Here is a 20,893-nt window from a genome sequence, read left to right as displayed (position 1 = left end):
TCCGCTGGCCGGTGGAACACTGAGGGCCCGCGCCCCTCGAGGCAACGCGGAGCGGCACAACGGTCACCACTGAAGGAGTCGTCATGGGCATGTTGGACGCACTGGTCGGGCGGCTGGAGCGTTGGGAGGCCCTGGACACAGTCGGCCAACCGCTGGCGAAGGCCGTGGGGCGGGTGGTGGCACCGACCCCGGTGCGGAACCTGCTCAGCGGGACCATGATGGGCCACCCCCTGCACCCGATGCTCACGGACATCCCGATCGGCGCCTGGACCATGTCCGCCGTGCTGGACCTGGTGGGCGGAGAACAGGCCGAGCGGGCAGCCGACCTGCTCGTCGCCGCCGGGGTGGCGGCCGCCGTTCCCACCGCCGCCGCCGGGCTCAACGACTGGTCGGACACCCAGGGGGCCGAGAGCAGGGTGGGCGTGGTGCACGCGGCCGCCAACAGCACCGCCCTGGTGCTGTACGCGGCCTCGCTCGTGGCGCGGTGCCGCGGCCACCGATCCACCGGCAAGGTCCTGGCCCTGGCCGGCCTGGGCGCCCTCCTCTCCGGCGGGTACCTGGGCGGTTACCTGAGCTTCGCCAGGGGCGTCAACGTCAACCACACGGCCTTCCACTACGGCCCCGACGACTGGACCGATGCCCTGGCGGAGGCGGACCTCGCCCCGGGGCAGCACCGGCTGGCCCAGGCCGGAGACATCTCGGTGCTGCTGGTCCGCGACGGAGACCGGATCCAGGCGCTGGACAGCGTCTGCACCCATGCGGGCGGGCCGCTGGAGGAAGGCGAGATCGCCGACGGCTGCGTGACCTGCCCCTGGCACGGCAGCACCTTCCGCCTGGAGGACGGCTCGATCGCCCGCGGCCCGGCCAGCATCCCGCAGCCCGCCTACGAGGCCAGGATCCGGGACGGGCGGATCCAGGTTCGCGCCCGCCCGTAGCCGTCAGGTCATCGCCCCGGCGCCGCCAGGGCCTCCGGCCGCAGGTCCACCCGCCGCAGCAGCTGCGCGTTGAGCGCCACCACCACGGTGGACAGTGACATCAGGATCGCCCCGACGCTCATCGGCAGGATGAACCCGATCGGCGCCAGCACCCCGGCGGCCAGGGGCACCGAGAGCAGGTTGTAGCCGGCGGCCCACCACAGGTTCTGCTTCATCTTCCGGTAGCTCGCCCGGGACAGCGCGGCCACGGACAGCACCGCGCGCGGGTCGTCGCTGGCCAGGATCACCCCGGCCGAGGCGATCGCCACGTCCGTGCCGGCACCGATCGCGATCCCGACGTCGGCCTGGGCCAGCGCGGGGGCGTCATTGACGCCGTCGCCCACCATCGCCACCTTTCGGCCCTCGGCCTGCAACTGCCGGATCTTCGCGGACTTGTCCTCCGGCCGCACCCCGGCGAAGTACCGCTCGATGCCCAATTCGGCGGACACCGAGGCTGCCACCGCCTCGGCGTCGCCGGTGATCATGACGACCTCGACGCCACGGGCTGCCAGTCCGGCCACCGCGTCCCGGGACTCGGGGCGGATCGCATCGGCCAGTCTCAGCGCCCCGGCCACCTGGCCGTCCACGAGCACGTGCAGGATGGTGGCGCCCTCGCCGCTCCACTGCTCCGTGATCCGCAGCTCGGCGGCGCCCTCCTGCTCCAGCAGGTACGGCCCGCCGACCATCACGGTGGCGGTTGCGGCAGCCGTTGCGGCACCGGTTCCGGCACCGGACATCACGACGTCGGCCCGCACCCCGACCGCGGGCGAGGACGAGAAGCCGCTCGCGGCCGGGACCTCCAGGCCTCGCTCGCCGGCGGCACCGGTGATGGCTCGCGCCAGCGGGTGCTCGGAGTCTGCCTCGGCCGCGGCCGCGAGCGCCAGGAGGTGGCCGGCGTCGTATCCGGCCGCCGGTTCCACACCGGTGACGGCCGGGGCACCCTGGGTGAGGGTGCCGGTCTTGTCGAAGAGGACGGTGTCCACCGTGCGCATGGCCTCGAGCGCGAGGCGGTCCTTGACGAGGACGCCGCTGCGGGCAGCCCGCTCGGTGGCGATCGAGACGACGAGCGGGATGGCCAGGCCGAGGGCATGAGGACACGCGATGACGAGCACGGTGATGGTGCGCACCACGGCCTCGTCCGGCTGCCCGACGGCGACCCACACGATCGCTGTGATGATCGCCGCGCCGAGGGCGAACCAGAACAACCAGGCCGCGGCCCGGTCCGCCAGCCGCTGGGCGCGCGAGGAGGAGGCCTGGGCATCCGCGACGAGCTGCTGGATCCCCGCCAGGGCGGTGTCCTCACCGACGGCCGTGACCTCCACCCGCAGCCCGGAATCGGTCGCGACGGTGCCGGCCACCACGGGGTCGCCCAGGGAGCGGCGGACGGTGGCGGACTCACCGGTGATCATGGACTCGTCCATCGAGGCCGAGCCGTCCACCACGGTGCCGTCCGCGGGGACGCGGCCACCGGGACGGACGACCACCACGTCCCCGGGCTGGAGTTCGGCCGGGGCGATGGTGGTGATGGCGCCGTCGGCGTCCACACGCTCAGCCTCATCCGGCAGCAGCGCGGCCAGGGAGTCGAGGGCTGAGGTGGTCTGGGCGAGCGAGCGCATCTCCACCCAGTGGCCCAGCAGCATGATGACGACCAGCAGTGCGAGCTCCCACCAGAACTCGAGCTGCTCATGCAGGATCCCCAGGGTCGCCCCCCACGAGGCGAGGAAGGCCACCGTGATGCCCAGGGCGATCAGCAGCATCATCCCCGGCTGGCGCTGGCGGATCTCGCTGACCGCTCCGGTCAGGAAGGGCTTGCCGCCCCAGACGTACATGACCGTGCCGAGGGCCGGTGCGATCCACGCGGCCCAGCCCGGGACCTGGTAGCCCAGGAGCATGGCGAACATCGGCGAGGTGGCAACCACGGGGATTCCGAGGGCGAGCATGATCCAGAACAACCGGCGGAACTGGCCGACGTGGTCGTGGTGGTCGTGATGGGAATGGTCGCGACCGGCGTGACCTTCGTGGCCGAAGTGTTCGTGGTGGTCACCATGTTCGTGGTGATCGCCGCGGACAGGTGCCTGGCCGCCGTCGTGGTGTCGGTGGTCGTGATCGTGGCTCAACATCGTTACCTTCCTCGGCGCCCTCGGTGCCGCCTCGCTCGTGAGCATACCCCCCTGGGGTATCTTTGACCATCCTCAGGCTGCCGCACTCGGGGGGCTGGACCAGTTAGCGGCCAGTAACTAGACTCGCCTTCGGCCACACTGTGACCCGGATCACCACCGCTGACACGAGTCCCATGACCACCCAGCCGACCAGCATCCCCACCAACCCGCCCGCCGCCCCCTCGCACGACCGCGGCGAGACCACCACACCACTGCTGGAGGAGACCATCGGTGCCAACCTGGCCCACACCGTCGCCGCCTTCGGTGAGCGCGAGGCGCTCGTGGACGTCCCCAGCGGGAGGCGCTGGACCTACGCGGGGTTCGCGGCCGACGTCGACCGTCTGGCCACCGGGTTGCTGGAGGCGGGGCTGACACCGGGCGACCGGCTCGGGATCTGGGCGCCGAACCTGCCCGAGTGGACCCTGACGCAGTACGCCACCGCGCAGACCGGCGTCATCCTGGTGACCATCAACCCGGCCTACCGCACCGAGGAGCTGCAGTACGTCCTCAACCAGTCCGGGATCCGCACGGTGGTGGCCGCCAGCTCATTCAAGTCCAGCGACTACGAGGCCATGCTGGACTCGGTCCGTGGGCAGTGCCCCGAACTGCAGGACGTGGTGATCATCGGCGGCGGCGCCTGGGACGCGCTGGCGGGCACGGCGGCGGATACGGCCCGGCTGGATCGGGTGGCCGCGGGACTGCACCCGGAGGACCCGATCAACATCCAGTACACCTCCGGCACCACCGGCTTCCCCAAGGGGGCCACGCTGAGCCACCGCAACATCCTCAACAACGGCTTCTTCGTGGGCGAGCGGGTGAACTACACGGAGGAGGACCGCGTCTGCATCCCCGTGCCCTTCTATCACTGCTTCGGCATGGTCATGGGCAATCTGGCCTGTACCAGCCACGGCGCCGCCATGGTCATCCCAGCTCAGGGATTCGGGCCCACCGAGACCCTGCACGCGGTGGCCACCGAGCGCTGCACCTCCCTGTACGGGGTGCCCACCATGTTCATCGCCGAGCTCGGCCTGCCGGACTTCGACTCCTACGACCTCTCCACGCTGCGCACCGGCATCATGGCCGGCTCCCCCTGCCCCGAGCACGTGATGCGTCAGGTGATCGAGCAGATGAACATGTCAGATGTGTCCATCTGTTATGGCATGGCGGAGACCTCTCCGGTCTCCCTGCAGACGAGTGCGGCGGACAACCTCGACCAGCGCGTCAGCACCGTCGGAAGGGTGGGACCCCACCTCGAGGTGGCCATCGTGGACCCGGGCTCGGGCGAGGTCATGCCCCGCGGCGAGGCCGGGGAACTGCTGACCCTGGGCTACTCGGTGATGACGGGCTACTGGAACGATCCGGACCAGACCGCCTCGGCCAACGACGCCGAAGGGTGGATGCACACCGGGGACATCGGCGTGATGGACGCGGAGGGCTACGTGCAGATCACCGGCCGGATCAAGGACATGGTGATCCGCGGTGGGGAGAACATCTACCCGCGGGAGATCGAGGAGTTCCTCTACACCCACCCGGACATCGTGGACGCCCAGGTGGTGGGGGTGCCGGACGAGCGGTACGGCGAGGAGCTCGTGGCGTGGATCCGCCTCCGCGAGGGGGCCGAGGCGCCGACCACCGAGTCCCTGAGGGAGTTCTGCGCCGGGAAGATCGCCCACTACAAGGTCCCCCGCTACGTGCACGTGATCGAGGAGTTCCCCATGACCGTCACCGGAAAGGTCCGCAAGGTGGACCTGCGCGCCCAGGCGATGGACCTGCTGGCGGAAGGCACGCGCTGAGCTTCCCAGGGACGGTACTTGCATCTACTCTAAACACTTTAGAGTAGATTAGAGTAGTTGCATGCATGGCACTCCGACTAGCCACATCAGCACCCTTCCAGAAGACTCCAGACTCGACGCACTGCTCGAAACCCCCGAAGACCAGTGGTTCGACCGGAAGTCGGCTCGCGTGGCACCTCGGGGCCTCGCCCCGTTGCTGGTGGCCTTTGCCAATGCAGAGGGTGGCACAGTCGCGATTGGCGTCCATAACGGTCAATACGATGGACATCTCCTGACGCCGGAGCGGAGGAGCGCCCTACGCCAAGTAGCCATGGACCACACGAGCCCGCCAGTTCGAATGGAGACGGAAGAGGTCAGCCTGGATCATCAGCGCACCGCCCTGCTGATCCACGTCCGACCAGGCGAACAGGTCTACGAGACGAGCAAAGGCGACGCCTACCTTCGAGTCGGTGACGAGACGCGCAAGTTGGGCTTCAATCAACGACGAGAGTTGGCCTATGACCGGGGCTCGGCACAGTTCGAGGGAGAAGCAGCTCCTGGGGCAGGCCCTGAGGACCTGGATCCTGTTCAGTTCCAGCGCTATCGCGAGGCGATCGGCGCCGATGCAGACGACCCGAGGGCGCTCAGGGCACGCAGCCTACTGACGCGCACCGGCAACCTCACGGTGGCAGGCCTCCTATTGCTGGGCCGCTCCCCGCAGCAGTACCTACCCCAGGCCCTGGTCCGGGTGATGCGCTTTTCCGAACGCGACCCCGGAACAGGCTCGCGACAATCCCTCGAGAGCGGCAAAGACCGGCGCTTTGAGGGCCCCATCCCGGACATCATCGACCACGCAGCAGATTGCATTTCTCAATGGATGCCGAAGCGCCGCGCTCTGGGCACGTCCCGCCGCTTCGAGGACATTCCGCTGTTGCCAGCTGATGTATGGCTGGAGGGTCTGGTCAACGCTGTCGTCCATCGTTCCTACAGCCTGGCCGGAGACCATATCCGCGTCAGCATCTTTCCCGATCGGGTCGAAATTGAGAGCCCCGGTCGATTTCCCGGACTTGCCGACCCCACCCGCCCACTGGACATCGCCCGCTATGCGAGAAACCCGCGCATCGCTCGCGTGTGCTCAGACTTGGGGATCACCTTGGAACGAGGCGAGGGAATCCGTCGCATGTTCGAAGAGATGCGCGAACTGGGGCTCGTCGACCCGCTCTTCGAGCAAACAGGTGGCAGCGTCCGCCTGACACTGGCAGCAGCCTCCCGACTCGATCCGAAACTGGAGAGCCAACTACCAGCCGGCGCCGACGACCTGATCCGGATGCTTCGTCAGCAGGGTGGCGCCATCGGCACGGGAGAAATTGTGGAACAGTCCGGTCGGTCCAGGCCATGGGTCCGAGCCGTACTCGAAACGCTGCGGGACGCAGGAGTGGTGGCGTGGGATGGCAAGTCCCCCAAAGATCCACGAGCAACCTGGCGTCTCGTTGATTGATACTCGCATCTACTGACATAGAACTACTCGAAGCTACTCTAAATTTTTTAGAGTAGCTTCGAGTGGTTTCGTCAGGCGTCCGAACCTCCTGACAGACTGTGCACATCCCATCGAAGGAGCGCCTCCGCACCGAGGGAGACATCCGGTTGGAACAGGAGCGCATCGCGTGGGCCTATGCTCTGGACCATCTGGCCCCCCACCTCCATCTGCAGGTCGATGGGTGACTCGGTGCCCGCAGAATGAGGGTCAAACAGGTCATCCATCGACCTGCAGATCCAGAAGGGGAGACATGTCTGAGGAGTTCATCCACCACGCGCGGGACGGGTTCCCGCTCGCGGTCCAGACCGGCGGCCCCCAGACCGCACCGGCGTTGCTGCTGCTGCCCGGCCAGGCGAACTCGCACCAGTGGTGGGACCGCGTCCGTGGCGGCTACGAGGAGCAATACCGCACCATCACCTTCGACTACCGCGGCACCGGGAACAGCCGCGGTGATCTGGGTGATTGGAGCACTACGCTCTTCGCGGAGGACGCCGTGGACGTCTTGGACCACCTCCGGATCCGGTCCGCCGCCGTGTTCGGCACCTCGATGGGCGGCCGGGTGGCGCAGATGCTCGCCGTGAACCACCCGGAGCAGGTGTCCGCACTCGTGCTGGGGTGCACCTCCCCCGGCGGCGAGCACGCCCTGGAGCGCAAGGCCGAGACCCGGCGGTGGCTGGCGCAAGGGACGCGGGCGGAGCAGCAGGCCAAACTGTACGAGCTCTTCTACACCCCGGACTGGCCCGGCACCCCCGCCCAGAGCACGCTGCTCGGGGGCCCCACCATGAGCCCCCGCGAGCAGGTCGGACACCGCCGGGCCAGCGACCGCCACGACGCCTGGGATGCCCTGCCGGAGATCACCGCCCCCACCCTGGTGCTGCACGGGACCGAGGACCGCATGGTCCCCACCGAGAACGCGGCCCTGATCGCGGAGCGGATCCCCGACGCGCGGCTGCGCCTCTACCCGGGCGGGCGCCACGGGTTCTTCGAGGAGTTGGAGCAGGAGGTGACGCCGGAGATCCTGGGGTTCCTGGCCGGCGTCGTACCCGGCGGCCCCTGAACCCGCCGCCACTAGCGCTGAGAGGTTGGAGATATGAATCAAGAGGGTTTAAGTATTTTTTTCTTCAAGAACCGACCGTTAGGCTGACCCCAATGCGCCAGAGTGACCCACGGCATAGTCGCGAGCCCCTCCAGTAGCCCTCGGGCGGCGTGCCGGCACAGTGTCCACACAGTGAAGGAGTCCAGCGGATGTTCATCGCCCCCACGGAGGTCGTCCTCGCCACCGAGTCTGCGGACTTGCAGACGGCGCGGACCCAGGCCTCCTCGTGGCGTTCCCGCGAGATGGGCATCCAGGACCGCTTTCTCACTGACGCCGCACTGACGGACCTCGCCGCAGCGGCCGAGACCGTGCAGGACAGTAGCTTCGCCCGGGCCGTGATGGCCGTGCAGGCCGCACGCGCCGGCCACTTCGCCCCCATTCCGAACCTCAAGTCCGCCGTGGAGATCTTCCGCGAGTTCCTCAAGGACTCGATCATCGACGGCTGGCTCTACGTCCAGGAACCGGATGGCTATCTCCACCCCTACCTGGTCAAGGACATCACCCTGGACCATGGCGACAGCACCCGGCCCCCGCGCGTGAAGATCACCATGGAGGCGGACAACCCCACCGTCAAGCGCAAGTCCCGCGCGCCCCGCCTGCTGCAGTTCGACGAGACCGAGGTGGCCGGCAAGACCCCCGCGGACATCCTGACCGCGCACCAGGCCTTCAAGGAGACCGAGAAGCTCCGCTCCGAGTACCAGGAGCGCCGCGATGCCTTCCAGGAGATCATCGACCACGACTTCGGCCAGCAGTTCGTCTTCACCGGCCGGGCCATCCGCACCGAGGACTACCGCTCGGCCCATGACCGGTCCAACCGCAAGGTGATCCATGACGTGGCCCCGGATGAGCGGGCCCCGCTGCGCATGGTCGCCTCCTCCATCCTCTTCGACGAGGCCGAGACCGCCGCCGTGCCCGTGGTCACCGCGGTCCGCGTGTTCGACCTCGCCGCCCAGGACTACCTGGACGTCAACACGGCCGACCTCACGCGCTACAAGTACAACCCGGCACTGCGAGACAAGCTGGTGCTGCCGGAGGACCAGCGCGAGCTGCTGGATATCCTCACCTCGGACATCTCCGTGTTCACCGGGGACATCATCGAGGGCAAGTCCTCCGGCAACGTGATCCTGGCCCGCGGCCGGCCCGGCGTGGGCAAGACCCTGACCGCCGAGGTGTATGCCGAGGTCATCGGCCGGCCGCTCTACTCCATCCACTCCGGCTCCCTGGGCATCACCGCCGAACTGGTGCGCAAGAACCTCGAGGAGATCTTCGTCCGGGCCAAGCGCTGGGACGCCGTGCTGCTGCTGGACGAGGCCGATGTCTTCGTCCTGGAACGCGGCTTCGAGCTACACCAGAACGCGATCGTCGCGGAGTTCCTACGCACCCTCGAGTACTACGACGGCCTGCTGTTCCTCACCACGAACCGGATCGACGAGGTGGACGGGGCCATCCTCGCCCGCTGCGCCGCCGTCATTGACTACCGCGCCCCGGAACCGGCGGCCGCGCGCCAGATCTGGCAAACCTTCGCCGACGGGCACAGGATCGAACTGTCGGATGAACTGCTGGACCAACTCGTGGCCGGCTTCCCGGACATCACGCCCCGGGACATCAAGATGCTGCTGCGCCTGGGACTGCGCATGGCCGCCCACCGCGGGACGGACCCGGATCTGGACGTCTTCGCCGCAGCCGCCCGGTTCCGTGGACTGCAGTTCATCCCCACCAACTGACCACCTGACCACCTGACCCCACCGCACACCGCACGATTCGCAAAGGAAGCAGAAATCATGACCCAGGACAGTCTCAATCAGGAAACCGAAGCCCGCGCGGCCGATTCCGGTGCCAATGCCTCGGCCCGATTCCGCGAGCGCATGGCCGCCCAGAACGCCGGGGGCGTCGTCGACACCGAGCGCGTCAACCTGCTGGCCTCCCGCGCCGTGAAGGCCCTGAATGACATCGTGCTCGAGGAGAAGGTCAGCTACGAGGAGTACAACGCCTTCAAGGCCTGGCTGATCAAGGTCGGTGCTGACGGCGAGTGGCCGCTGTTCCTGGACGTCTGGCTGGAGCACTCCGTGGAGGAGGTCGCCAACGCGGACCGCGAGGGTTCCAAGGGCACCATCGAGGGCCCCTACTACCTCGAGGGCTCTCCCGAACTGGACTGGAACGGCACCATCCCGATGCGCGAGGACGAGCCGGGCATCCCGTTCACCTTCGCCGGCCAGGTCCGCGCCGTGGACGGCTCCCCGTTGCCCGGTGCCAAGCTGGAGCTGTGGCACGCCGATGACCTGGGCTTCTACTCCCAGTTCGCCCCGGGCCTGCCGGAGTGGAACCTCCGTGGCACCTGGACCGCCAACGAGGAGGGCAACTTCGAGATCCACACGGTCCGCCCCGCGCCCTACCAGATCCCCACCGACGGCGCCTGCGGCCAGCTCATCGCGGCCGCCGGCTGGCACGCCTGGCGCCCGGCCCACATGCACTTCAAGGTGAGCGCACCGGGCCACCAGCTGCTGACCGCCCAGCTCTACTTCCCGGGCGATCCGCACAACGAGGATGACATCGCCTCGGCCGTCAAGCCCGAGCTGATGCTGGATCCGCAGCCGAACCCGAACGGCGAGGGCGAGACCACCGAGTACGACTTCGTGCTCGATCCGGAGCAGTGATCCGCCGCTAGGCCCACCACGCGACACCTCGCGATATCTCGCGAATCTGCAGGTCGATAGGTCACCGAAAACCGTGTGAATCACGGAAATCGAGTCACCTATCGACCTGCAGTTGTATGAGGTCAATCCCGCCCCGTGACGCGCCCCGTGGCATCCGTCCGATGCCCCAGAATCACCCTGCGAGTCCTTAGAGTGAAGGCATGATGAATCCTGTGACTACCGCCCTCCGCCCCACCGCCCGCGTCCTGACCGGCACCATGTACGCCCTGCTGGGATACGAGGCCGCGAAGGCACCCGGCCCCCGCGTGGGTATGGCGGCTCCCCTCCTCGATTCCCTCCGCGAGGTGGCCCCGCTACCGGTGGACAACGAGACCGCTGTGCGCGCCAACGGTGTCGTGCAGGCGGCCGCCGGCACCTTGCTGGCCCTAGGCGTCGCCCCGCGCCTCTCCGCCGTCGCGCTGGTCGGCTCCATGGTGCCGACCACCTTCGCCGGACACCCCTTCTGGAGCATCGAGGACCCTGCAGCCCGAGGTCAGCAGCGCACCCAGTTCCTGAAGAACATGTCCCTGATCGGCGGCCTGCTGTTCACCGCGCTCGACGCCGGCCAGCACCGCAAGGAGAAGAAGGCCAGGGCCAAGAAGGCCGCCTGACATTCCAGCATCTGCAGGTCGATGACTACCCGCATTCTGCGTGAATCACAGAAATCGGGTCATCTATCGACCTGCAGTTGCATGGGGCTAACTCCGCTCCGCCCGCAGCTCGCGCTTGAGCAGCTTGCCGGACTGGTTGCGTGGCAACTCGGCCACAAAGTCCACGCGCTTGGGCACCTTGAAGTCCGCGATCCGGGACTTCACGTGGGCGCGCACGGTCTCGGCCGTGAGCTCCGCGCCCTGCTTGAGCACCACCACGGCCGTCACCGCCTCGATCCACCGCTCGTCCGGCAGGCCCACCACGGCCACCTCGGCGACCTGCTCGAGCTCGTAGATGCAGTCCTCCACCTCCCGCGGCGCCACGAGCACGCCACCGGAGTTGATGACGTCCTTGATCCGGTCCACGATCTGCAGGTAGCCCTGCGCGTCCTGGGTGGCCTGGTCGCCGGAGCGGAACCAACCGTCCTGGAACGCCTCGGCGGTGGCCTCCGGCTTGTTCCAGTACCCACTCATCAGCTGCGGGGACCGGTACTGCACCTCGCCGGGCTCACCGGGGCCGGCCAGTGTCCCCTCGGCGGTGACGAGCCGGGCCTGCACGGACAGGATCGGCCGTCCGCAGGAGGCCGGCCGGGCATGATGCTCCTCCGGGCGCAGCACGGTGCACAGGGGCGCCATCTCGGACTGCCCGAAGCAGTTGTAGAAGCCGATCTTCGGGTACCGTTCCCGCAGCCGCTGCAGCACGGTCACCGGCATGATCGAGGCGCCGTACTGGGCCTTGACCAGTGAGGACAGGTCCCGGGTGTCCAGGTCCGGGTGGTTGCTCAGCGGCACCCAGACCGTGGGCGCGAGGAACAGGGAGCCGATGTGCTCCTCCTCCACGAACCGCAGCGCCTCCGGCACATCGGGCTTGGCCAGCAGCCGGACGGTCGCACCGAGGGACAGGTACGGCATCAGGAACACGTGCATGGCCGCCGAGTGGTACAGCGGCATGCAGACCAGCGGCCGGTCCTCCTCCGTCATGTCCAGCGCGACGATCGTGGCCCCGTACTCCGCGATCAGCGCCCGGTGGGACATCATCGCCCCCTTCGGGGCGGAGGTGGTGCCGGAGGTGTACAGCAGCTGGGCCAGGTCCTCGTCGCCCACGGGTAGCTCCAGTGCCGTTGCCGGCGCCTGCTCGTCCCGCGCGGTGGTGAGTAGCGCTGGATGCTGCGCGCCGTCGTCGTGCCCCTCCTCCGTCTCTTCAGTGAACGGCCACACCTGCACGACGCCGGCCGCCCGGCCTTGGTCTCGGACCTCGCCGATGCGCGGCAACAGGGAGCGGTCCGCGACCAGCAGCTCGGCGCCGGAGTCCTCCAGGAGGTAGGCGAGCTCGTCTCCCTTGAGCGCGAAGTTGACGGGGACGTGCACGTAGCCGGCGGTGGCGCAGGCCAGGAACAGGATGAGGTAGGCGTCCGAGTTCAGCCCGTAGGCGGCCACCCGGGCCCCGTCCGCCAACCCCGCTCCCCGCAGCCGGTGGGCCACCCGGTGCACGGCACGCTCCAGCTCCGCGTACGTCCACTGACGGTCCTCGAAGCGCAGGGCGGTGTTCTGCGCGTTGCGGGAGGCCGTGCGGGCGAGCAGGGCGCCCAGGGTGTTGGCTCCAGCCTGGGCGATCATGGACTCGGTGCCGGTCATGGTCAGAGCCTCTCGATGATGGTGACGTTGGCCTGACCGCCGCCCTCGCACATGGTCTGCAGGCCGTAGCGGCCACCGGTGCGTTCGAGTTCGTGCAGCAGGGAGGTCATCAGCCGGGCGCCGGTGGCGCCGATCGGGTGGCCCAGGGCGATCGCCCCGCCGTTGACATTGACCTTCGCCGGGTCCGCGCCGATCTCCTGGAACCAGGCGAGCACGACGGCGGCGAAGGCCTCGTTGATCTCGATGAGGTCGATCTGATCCAGGCTCATCCCCGCCTTCTGAAGGGCGTACTTCGTGGCGGGGATCGGGGCGGAGAGCATCATCACGGGATCCGCTCCACGGGCGGAGAGGTGGTGGATGCGGGCGCGGGGCTTCAGGCCGTGCCGCTCCACTGCGGCCGGCGAGGCGATCAGCAGGGCGGCGGCGCCGTCGGACATCTGGGAGGCGGTGGCCGCAGTGTGCGCCCCGCCCGGGATGATCGGGTTCAGGGAGCGGATCTTCTCCAGGTCCGGCTCCCGCGGCCCCTCATCCGCGGTGACCGATTCGGCGCCGGGGACCGCGATGATCTCCCGCTCGAAGCGGCCGGCGGCCCGGGCGGCGAGCGCCCGCTGCTGGCTGGTGACCGCGAACTCCTCCAGCTGCTCCCGGGTGAAGCCCCACTGCTCCACCATCATCTCCACGCCGCGGAACTGCGAGATCTCCTGATCGCCATAGCGCCCGGCCCAGGACTCCGAGCCGGTGAAGGGGTCCTCGAAGCCCAGGTCCCGAGCCGCCGTATTCGAGTAGGACAGCGGGATGGCGGACATCGACTGCACGCCGCCGGCCACGACCAGATCACTCGTACCGGACATCACCGCCTGCGCCGCATAGTGGACGGCCTGCTGGCCGGAGCCGCACTGGCGGTCCAGGGTGGTGCCCGGCACGGCCTCCGAGCCGCCGGCCGCCAGCCAGGCGTTGCGGGCGATGTCCATGGCCTGCGGGCCCAGCTGGTCGATGCAGCCCAGGATCACCTCGTCATAGACAGAGGTGTCCTCAATCCCGGCGCGGCGGATGATCTCGCGGATCGGGGCCGCGGCCAGGTCCAGGGGGTGGACGTGTGCCAGCCCCTTCCCGCGGCGCCCCACGGGGGTGCGGACGGCATCGATGATGTAGGCCTCGACTGGTGCTGCCATGGAAAGGTCCTTTCGGGACGGGAACACGCAGTGCGCGCGGGTACTTCCCAGTAGCCTTCCCGAGCACGGGCCTGTTGTCCAGATCACGGCTCAGGCAATACCTTCTCCAGGGCAGGCAGCGCCACGCACCCTTCGTGACGAGGGACGAGAAAGGCCCCTGACCGGGTTTCCCCAGGTCAGGGGCCTTCTCTACTGCGGAGGATGGGGGATTTGAACCCCCGAGGGCGTTAACCCAACACGCGTTCCAGGCGTGCGCCATAGGCCGCTAGGCGAATCCTCCTGACACACCCTCACTTCGGCCACACTGGGCAGCCGACGCAAGAGCGAGATTCATCCTACCCGACCGGCGCCCCTGGGGACCAATCGAGTCGGTTCAGCCCTCCGTGCCGCCCCGTGGCCCGTCCACCGGACCCTCGTCAACATCCCGCACGATCGCCAGCGCAAAACCGTCCCAGCCCTTGCCGCTGACCGTCTGCAGGGCGGTGCCGTTCAGCCGTGGGTCCTGTCCCTGACGCTCCAGGTAGGTGCGGATCCCGGCCACGTCGGCGGCATCGTCGCCGGTGCCGGAATCGTCCAGTACGCGGCCGCCGCGCACCACGTTGTCCCCGATGATCACGGTCCCCGGTCGGGAGAGCCGCAGCGCCGCGTCCAGGTAGTTCGCGTTGTTCGCCTTGTCCGCATCGATGAAGACCACGTCGAACGGCCCGGCGCCGGAGTCGATGAGCTCCTGCACGGTCTGCAGCGCCGCACCGACCCGGATCTCCACGCGCTCCCCCAGCCCGGCCGCATCCAGGTTCCGCCGGGCCACCTCGGCATGGCGGGGCTCGTATTCCAGCGTGGTCACCTTCCCCTGAGGCCCGACGGCGGCCGCGAACCATTGCGTCGAATACCCACCGAGGGTGCCGAACTCCAACACCGAGCGGGCCCCCGCCAACTCGGTGATGAGCCCCATGAGCTTGCCCTGCCCGGCCGGCACCTCGATCTGCGGCAGGCCGGCCTCATGGGTAGCGGCGCGGGTGCTGGCGAAGGATTCCGCGGGCCGGATCGCGGTGTCCACCAGGTAGTCGTCAACGGCGGCCCAGTGCTCCAGTGAAGTCATGGGCCCAGCGTAATCACCGCATCAGCACGGCCTCGAGGGCTCCCAGCGGAGAATCGACGCCGCCTCCCGTCCGCTGGTATGCTGGACGACGGCCCCTCACGTGGTGTCATCTCGCTGAACTCCCCCAGGACCGGAAGGTAGCAAGGGTAGGTGGGCTCTGGCAGGTGCGTGGGGGGTCTTTAATTTTCCTCACCACTTCCCCCGACAGCCCGACAGCCCACCGTCCGGAGGTCCCGTGCCCGCTGGCCGCTACGCCCCCAGCCCCTCCGGCACCCTGCACCTGGGCAACCTGCGCACCGCCATCCTGGCCTGGCTCTTCGCCCGCCACTCGGGCCGGCCGTTCCTGCTGCGCATCGAGGACCTGGACCGGGTCCGCTCCGGCGCCGAGACCGAGCAACTGGAAGACCTGGCCGCGATCGGCATCACCTGGGATGCCGAACCCGTCCGACAGTCCGAGCGCATCCACCTCTACGTGGAGGCCCTCGCCACCTTGGGCGGAATGGACGGCGGCCTTATATACGAGTGCTTCTGCACCCGCAGGGACATCGCCGAGGCCACCAGCGCCCCGCATCTCCCCACGAGTGGATCGAGCAGGGAGGGCTTGCCGGGTACAGGCCTCTCACCATCGGCAGGCCCGCCCTACTCGAAGCATCAGGACACGCGCGGCCCCACCCCTGGCAACGCCACGGCCGCGCCCGTGACCGTCCTGCCACCCGGGTCCTATCCCGGCACCTGCCGCACCCTCTCCGAGGTCGAACGTGAGCGCCGCCGTCGTGCCCGTCCTGCCGCCCTGCGGATCGATGCCGCCCGCGCCGCGGGCCTGCCGGACGGCCAGGCCCCGGTCCACCGCGTGACGGACCGGCTGAAGGGTACGGTCCAGGCCGGCGTCGACGATTTCGTGCTGCGCCGCAATGACGGCGCCTATGCCTACAACCTGGCGGTGGTGGTGGACGATCTGGCCCAGGGCGTGGACCAGGTGGTCCGCGGGGACGACCTGCTCTCCTCCACGCCGCGGCAGGACTGGCTGGCCCGGTTACTGAGTGAGCGCACCGGCCGGCAGCCGCCGCAGACCGAGTACGTCCACGTCCCGCTGGTCCTCAACGCCGCCGGGCAGCGGCTGGCCAAACGGGACGGGGCGGTCACGCTCGCCGATCTGATGGCCCAGCCCGGCGGCAGGTGGTCGCCCGAGCGGGTCCGGGACCTGCTGCTGGACTCGCTGGGGCTGCCGGCCGGGCCGCTGGAACGCGCGCTGGAGCACTTCGACCCTGACGACGTGCCGGATGCCCCGTGGACTCCTCCACAGACTGTGATCGGCTCTGCAGGGACCCCCGAAGAGAAGATAAGGTTCCAAGGGTGACTACCGCCCTGTACCGCCGCTACCGTCCCGACTCCTTCGAGGACATCATCGGCCAGGAGCACGTCACCGTGCCGCTGATGACCGCCCTGTCCAAGGACCGGGTCAACCACGCCTACCTGTTCTCCGGGCCGCGCGGCTGTGGCAAGACCACCTCGGCCCGCGTCCTGGCGCGCTGCCTGAACTGCGCCGAGGGTCCCACCGGCCACCCGTGCGGGGTGTGCGCGTCCTGCCAGGAGCTGGCCACCGGCGGCTCGGGTGCCCTGGACGTCATCGAGATCGATGCCGCCTCCCACGGCGGCGTGGATGATGCCCGCGACCTGCGCGAGCGCGCCACCTTCGCCCCCGTGCGGGACCGGTACAAGATCTTCATCATCGACGAGGCCCACATGGTCACCTCGGCGGGTTTCAACGCGCTGCTGAAGATCGTGGAGGAGCCCCCACCGCACATCAAGTTCATCTTCGCCACCACGGAGCCGGACAAGGTGATCGGGACCATCCGCTCCCGCACCCACCACTACCCCTTCCGCCTGGTCCCGCCCGAGCCGCTCATGGAGTACCTGGAGCGGCTGTGTGTGCAGGAGAACATGGACGTGGAGCCGGGCGTGCTGTCCCTGGTGATCCGCTCCGGCGGCGGCTCCGTGCGTGACACCCTTTCCGTGCTGGACCAGTTGATGGCCGGGGCCGCCGAGGGGACCATCGGTTATGACTTGGCCGTGAACCTGCTGGGCTACACCCCGGATGCCCTGCTGGATGACGTGGTGGACGCCGTGGCTGCCGCCGATTCCCAGACCGTGTTCCGGGTGGTGGACCGCGTGGTGCAGTCCGGCCAGGATCCGCGCCGCTTCGTGGAGGACCTGTTGGAGCGGTTCCGAGACCTGATCATCGTCAAGGCCATGCCGGAGTCGGCCTCCGCCGTGCTGCACGGAACGCCGGAGGACCAGGTCCGGCGCCTCGAGGCCCAGTCCGCCCAGCTCGGCCACGGTGAGATCTCCCGTGCCGCGGACATCACCAACCAGGCCCTGACCGAGATGGTCGGCGCCACCAGCCCGCGCCTGCACCTCGAGCTGCTGATGGCCCGCCTGATGCTGCCCACCACGGACTCCACCGAGCGCGGCCTGGCCGCCCGCCTGGACCGGATCGAGCGCCGGCTCGCCTACGGCGGATCCCCGGAGTCCACCGATCACGCCACCCCCACCCCGCACGACGCCGGCCCGGCCCGTTCCGCAGACCCGTCCGGTTCCGCGCGGAACGACTTCGGCCGGCCGGCACCCGGTGAGCACGGTGACCGTCAGGTGCAGTCCCAGTCGCGACCCCACGATGGGGCTGCCGCGGCCGCCGGGTTGTCCGGGGCCGCCCTGGCCCGCGCGGCCATGAAGCGCGGGGAGACCGCGGAGCAGACGGCCGATCAGGCCTCCGGCCGGCCCCACGTCCCGGCCGCCCCCGAGGTCGCGCCGCAACCGCCCTCCCCAGCATCCTCTCCCGACGGTGTCGGCTGGGGAGCCGTCCCCGCATCGGAGCAGTCGGCACCGGTCGAACAGCCTGCTCCCGTTGAAGCGCCAGCGCCGACCGCAGCGGCCGAAGCGCTCACGCAGGAGCGGCCCGATCCGCGGGAGATGGCGCAGCGTCCTGAGCCCACCCAGGAGACGTCGCGTCCCGAGCCCACCCAGGAGACGTCGCGTCCCGAGCCCACCCAGGAGACGTCACGTCCCGAGCCCACCCGGGAGACGTCACGTCCGGAACCTGCGCAGCCGGCGCCGCGTCCCGAACAAGCGCAGCCGACTCAGGCCCCTCAAGGCGGCGGGGCCTCCCAGGTGGAGATGATCCGCCGGGCGTGGCCGGAGATCCTGGCGTACCTGGAGGAGCACTCGCGGCTCATCTGGATGCTCGTCTCGCAGAACGCGTCCGTGGCGGGATTCGACGGCCAGCTCCTGACCATCGGGTTCTCCGGCGACGGCCCCCGGGACACGGTGCAGCGCCGCGGCGGGGACCAGGTCATCGCCGCGGCCGTCCACTCGGTCCTCGGGATCCAGCCCCAGCTGGACCTCATCACCGGAGGGTCCGCACCGACGGGTGGTCCCGGCCCAAAAGCTGAGGGCCGCCCCAACCCGGCGGCCCCCCAACCGGTCACACCACCGGAGGATGCCCCGGGCCAGCACACCCCTGTATCGAGCGCTCCGACGCCCGAGTCCCCCGGCTTCGACTCCCCTCGCCCCGAGCCAGCGGGCCCGGAGCCGGTGGGTCCTGAGCCAGCGGGTTCTGAGCCGGCGGGTTTTGAGCACGGATCACCTGCCATCGAGCCGTCCATCCCGGCACCGGCCGAGGTGAAGGCGGAGTCATCCACCGAGAAGGCCATCGTCCCCTACGCCGGTCAGCCGGCCACCCCGGAGGAGCAGCCGGCTGAGGGCCTGCCTGTCTCCGACTGGGCCGGCCCGGGCGGTGCCTACGCGGATGAGGACGTGCCCCCGCCGTGGGACGAGGAGCCCGAGCCGGAGGACGACGACGGCTACGCCCGCCAGTGGGGTGAGGAGCCCGGCCCGTCCTACCCGAGTCCCGAACCGGCTACGGCATCCATTCCCCGGCCGGAGCCCGGCGCATCAGCCATCCCTCGCCCTGAGCCTGCGTCCACGCCGGCCCACCGGCCCGAACCCGGCCATGCCCACATCCCCCGGCCGGAACCGGGGCTCGGCGGCATCCCCTCGTTCGCCAAGCCGGAGGCGCAGATGCGGGCCGAACGCTCCGCGGCCGGCCCGGGGACGCCCCGCAGCGCGCCCACGGAATCGCCCGTCAACGCCCCGGGCGATGCCCCCACCCCGTCCGCAGGCTCCCCTCATCAGCGCCGGGCCAGCCGGTTCCAGCAGATGATGGAGCAGTACAACCAGTCCCAGTCGCCCTCTGCAGGGGTCTCCGCCGCGGAGGTGGCGGGGGCACGCCCCGGCCCACCCGGTGCGCCCGGGGTGACGGGGCCGTCGTCGGGCCCCTCCACCGGCGGTGCGGACCCGGCAGCGGGGTCCGGGTCCGTAAGCTGGGGTGACGAGGTTCCCAGCGAGGACGACATCACCATCGAGGAATCCGGCATCGCCGGGCGCAAGGTGGTGGAACGGCTGCTGGGCGGCCGCTTCATCGAGGAACGGATGCTGGACGGCAGTCCCCTGTCCTGAGCCGGTCCTGAGCGCCCGTCCGCCGTCCGGCGGGAACCGTATCCCCTGGCCCACAGGCCGGATCAGCAACGCAGAAAGTGGTCGGTAGCGTGTACGAAGGTGCGGTCCAGGACCTGATCGACGAACTGGGGCGGCTCCCCGGGATCGGGCCGAAGTCCGCCCAGCGCATCGCCTTCCACATCCTGGAGGCGGACGCCGAGGACATGCTCCGGCTGGCCGAGGCGATCCAGACCGTCAAGGACAAGGTCAAGCTCTGCTCGATCTGCTTCAACATCTCCGAGCAGGAGACCTGCTCCATCTGCCGCGACGAGCGGCGCGACCTCTCGCAGATCTGCGTGGTGGAGGAGTCCAAGGACGTCATGGCGATCGAGCGGACCCGCACGTTCCGTGGCCGCTACCACGTGCTCGGCGGCTCCATCAATCCCATCGCCGGGATCGGACCTGATCAGCTGCACATCCGGGAACTCCTGACCCGGCTCCAGGACGCGACCGTCGAAGAGGTCATCCTCGCCACGGACCCCAACCTGGAGGGCGAGGCCACGGCCACGTACCTGGCCCGCATGCTCGGCTCCACGGGGCTGACGGTCACCCGGCTCGCCTCCGGGCTGCCGGTCGGCGGCGACCTGGAATACGCCGACGAGGTCACGCTCGGGCGGGCGTTCGAGGGCCGGCGCAACGTGGCCGGTTGACGTTTGGCGCCGTGCCCGGGGGGGCACGAAGTGACCAGACCACGTCACTACGGCGGGGGTGAGGTCACTTTGCGCCCGGGGTGGGGGCGGGTCAGGGCAGGCGGTTGAAGGAGAAGTGTGAGCCCTCGGCCGCTCCCGTGACGGTGCTGAAGGGCTCCTCCAACCGGCCCAGCAGGCGGTCCACGGTCTGCTGGAAATGCTCGGCGAGGGTCTGTTCGGCCCCCGGCCCGTCGCCGTCGGAGATCTGGCGCATCAGGGTTCGGTGGACGTCCAGGATGTCCGTGCGCACCACGTAGCCATCACGGTGTGACAGGGCCGCCAGTCGGGTCTGGACGATCAGGGTGGACGCCATGGCCGTCATCCGCAGATTGCCCGTGGCCTCCACCAGACCGAAGTGCAGGTCCAGGTCCGCGTCCCCGATCCGGCGGGCATCCGTGCCGTGCTCGAGGGCCGCCTGCAGAGCCGAGAACAGCTCCCGGGCGGCAGCCACATGGCGCTCCCTGACGACCGGCTCGAGACCCGCGAGTTTCCGGACGGCCGCCCCCTCGATGGCCAACCGCGCCTCGTAGAGTTCCTCCACCTGGTCCGCGCCCACGGTGGCCACCCGCAGCCCGGCCCCGGGGCGCGCCACGAGCAGTCCCTCCTGGACCAGCCGCTGGGCGGATTCGCGCAGGGGGCCACGGCTCACCCCGAGCTGGGAGGCCACCTCGGTCTCGCGCACGGATGAACCAGGAAGCAGGGTGCCGCTGTAGATGGCGTTGCGCAGCTCTACGGCGATGAGGTCCACGGTGGAGGGACGGCGCACCATGTTCACCAGAGGCCTGGTGACCGGGCCGTTCCGGCGGGTGGCATCCCGGTCCTGGGTCTCGTTCATGGGGCGGTTCCTTTCGACGCAACCACGA

15 protein-coding genes, 1 tRNA gene and 1 other RNA gene are annotated in these 20,893 nt (G+C 69.5%); 11 read left to right on the top strand and 6 right to left on the bottom strand.

What is annotated here, in order from left to right; translation table 11 throughout:
* Positions 1 to 83: 83 nt before the first annotated feature.
* The gene (locus ACSU1G_RS22065) at positions 84 to 935 is read left to right on the top strand and encodes a Rieske 2Fe-2S domain-containing protein (RefSeq protein WP_439282169.1); all 852 of its coding nucleotides are present in this window, start codon (positions 84 to 86) and stop codon (positions 933 to 935) included.
* Positions 936 to 943: 8 nt separating this feature from the next.
* On the opposite strand, the gene ACSU1G_RS22060 is transcribed toward ACSU1G_RS22065, so the two are convergent.
* Positions 944 to 3,094, bottom strand: a complete 2,151-nt coding sequence (locus tag ACSU1G_RS22060; RefSeq protein WP_439282168.1) for a heavy metal translocating P-type ATPase — start codon at positions 3,092 to 3,094, stop codon at positions 944 to 946.
* A gap of 173 nt (positions 3,095 to 3,267) precedes the next feature.
* Between ACSU1G_RS22060 and ACSU1G_RS22055 the strand changes: the two genes are divergently transcribed.
* The 6 genes from ACSU1G_RS22055 to ACSU1G_RS22030 all read left to right on the top strand — a co-directional run bounded on the left by ACSU1G_RS22055 (position 3,268) and on the right by ACSU1G_RS22030 (position 10,842).
* Entirely contained in the window at positions 3,268 to 4,926 is a 1,659-nt protein-coding gene (locus tag ACSU1G_RS22055) for an AMP-binding protein (RefSeq protein ID WP_439282167.1), read from the top strand.
* 61 nt (positions 4,927 to 4,987) lie between these two features.
* Positions 4,988 to 6,403 (top strand): ATP-binding protein, encoded by a 1,416-nt coding sequence (locus ACSU1G_RS22050; RefSeq protein ID WP_439282166.1) that lies wholly within the window; start codon positions 4,988 to 4,990, stop codon positions 6,401 to 6,403.
* Between the two features lie 289 nt (positions 6,404 to 6,692).
* Positions 6,693 to 7,499: an alpha/beta fold hydrolase gene (locus ACSU1G_RS22045; RefSeq protein ID WP_439282165.1), complete on the top strand. Its 807-nt coding sequence runs from the start codon at positions 6,693 to 6,695 to the stop codon at positions 7,497 to 7,499.
* A 188-nt stretch (positions 7,500 to 7,687) separates the two neighbouring features.
* Positions 7,688 to 9,262, top strand: coding sequence for an AAA family ATPase (locus ACSU1G_RS22040; RefSeq protein WP_439282164.1), 1,575 nt, complete (start codon positions 7,688 to 7,690; stop codon positions 9,260 to 9,262).
* Positions 9,263 to 9,319: 57 nt separating this feature from the next.
* Positions 9,320 to 10,192, top strand: a complete 873-nt coding sequence (catA, locus tag ACSU1G_RS22035; RefSeq protein WP_439282163.1) for a catechol 1,2-dioxygenase — start codon at positions 9,320 to 9,322, stop codon at positions 10,190 to 10,192.
* Positions 10,193 to 10,392: 200 nt separating this feature from the next.
* Complete coding sequence (locus tag ACSU1G_RS22030) at positions 10,393 to 10,842, top strand: DoxX family protein (protein ID WP_439282162.1); 450 nt, start codon at positions 10,393 to 10,395, stop codon at positions 10,840 to 10,842.
* Positions 10,843 to 10,929: 87 nt separating this feature from the next.
* Here the strand turns inward: ACSU1G_RS22030 and ACSU1G_RS22025 are convergent, their stop codons facing one another.
* From ACSU1G_RS22025 to ACSU1G_RS22010, 4 genes are all read right to left on the bottom strand, one after another.
* Positions 10,930 to 12,516 (bottom strand): fatty acyl-CoA synthetase, encoded by a 1,587-nt coding sequence (locus ACSU1G_RS22025; RefSeq protein WP_439282161.1) that lies wholly within the window; start codon positions 12,514 to 12,516, stop codon positions 10,930 to 10,932.
* A 2-nt stretch (positions 12,517 to 12,518) separates the two neighbouring features.
* A complete protein-coding gene (locus ACSU1G_RS22020; protein WP_439282160.1) occupies positions 12,519 to 13,688 on the bottom strand; it encodes an acetyl-CoA C-acetyltransferase in 1,170 nt (389 codons plus the stop codon).
* Positions 13,689 to 13,883: 195 nt separating this feature from the next.
* Positions 13,884 to 13,968: transfer RNA gene (locus tag ACSU1G_RS22015), tRNA-Ser, on the bottom strand.
* Positions 13,969 to 14,061: 93 nt separating this feature from the next.
* Positions 14,062 to 14,787 carry an O-methyltransferase gene (locus ACSU1G_RS22010; RefSeq protein ID WP_439282159.1) on the bottom strand — a complete coding sequence of 242 codons (726 nt, stop codon included), beginning with the start codon at positions 14,785 to 14,787 and terminating at the stop codon, positions 14,062 to 14,064.
* An 87-nt stretch (positions 14,788 to 14,874) separates the two neighbouring features.
* Here ACSU1G_RS22010 and ffs point away from each other — a divergent pair.
* From ffs to recR, 4 genes are all read left to right on the top strand, one after another.
* An RNA gene (gene ffs / locus ACSU1G_RS22005) (signal recognition particle sRNA small type) lies at positions 14,875 to 14,971 on the top strand.
* A 51-nt stretch (positions 14,972 to 15,022) separates the two neighbouring features.
* Complete coding sequence (gene gluQRS, locus ACSU1G_RS22000) at positions 15,023 to 16,144, top strand: tRNA glutamyl-Q(34) synthetase GluQRS (protein ID WP_439282158.1); 1,122 nt, start codon at positions 15,023 to 15,025, stop codon at positions 16,142 to 16,144.
* Positions 16,141 to 19,302, top strand: a complete 3,162-nt coding sequence (locus ACSU1G_RS21995; RefSeq protein ID WP_439282157.1) for a DNA polymerase III subunit gamma and tau — start codon at positions 16,141 to 16,143, stop codon at positions 19,300 to 19,302. The genes gluQRS and ACSU1G_RS21995 overlap by 4 nt, the downstream gene beginning before the upstream one ends.
* A gap of 89 nt (positions 19,303 to 19,391) precedes the next feature.
* Positions 19,392 to 19,991 carry a recombination mediator RecR gene (gene recR / locus ACSU1G_RS21990; RefSeq protein WP_439282156.1) on the top strand — a complete coding sequence of 200 codons (600 nt, stop codon included), beginning with the start codon at positions 19,392 to 19,394 and terminating at the stop codon, positions 19,989 to 19,991.
* A 91-nt stretch (positions 19,992 to 20,082) separates the two neighbouring features.
* On the opposite strand, the gene ACSU1G_RS21985 is transcribed toward recR, so the two are convergent.
* Positions 20,083 to 20,865, bottom strand: coding sequence for a GntR family transcriptional regulator (locus tag ACSU1G_RS21985; RefSeq protein ID WP_439282155.1), 783 nt, complete (start codon positions 20,863 to 20,865; stop codon positions 20,083 to 20,085).
* Positions 20,866 to 20,893: the final 28 nt, after the last annotated feature.

It is taken from the genome of Microbacterium sp. A93 (genome assembly GCF_051842835.1).
Note: the sequence above shows the minus strand (reverse complement) of the source record. Positions and strands in the feature narration are given on the sequence as shown.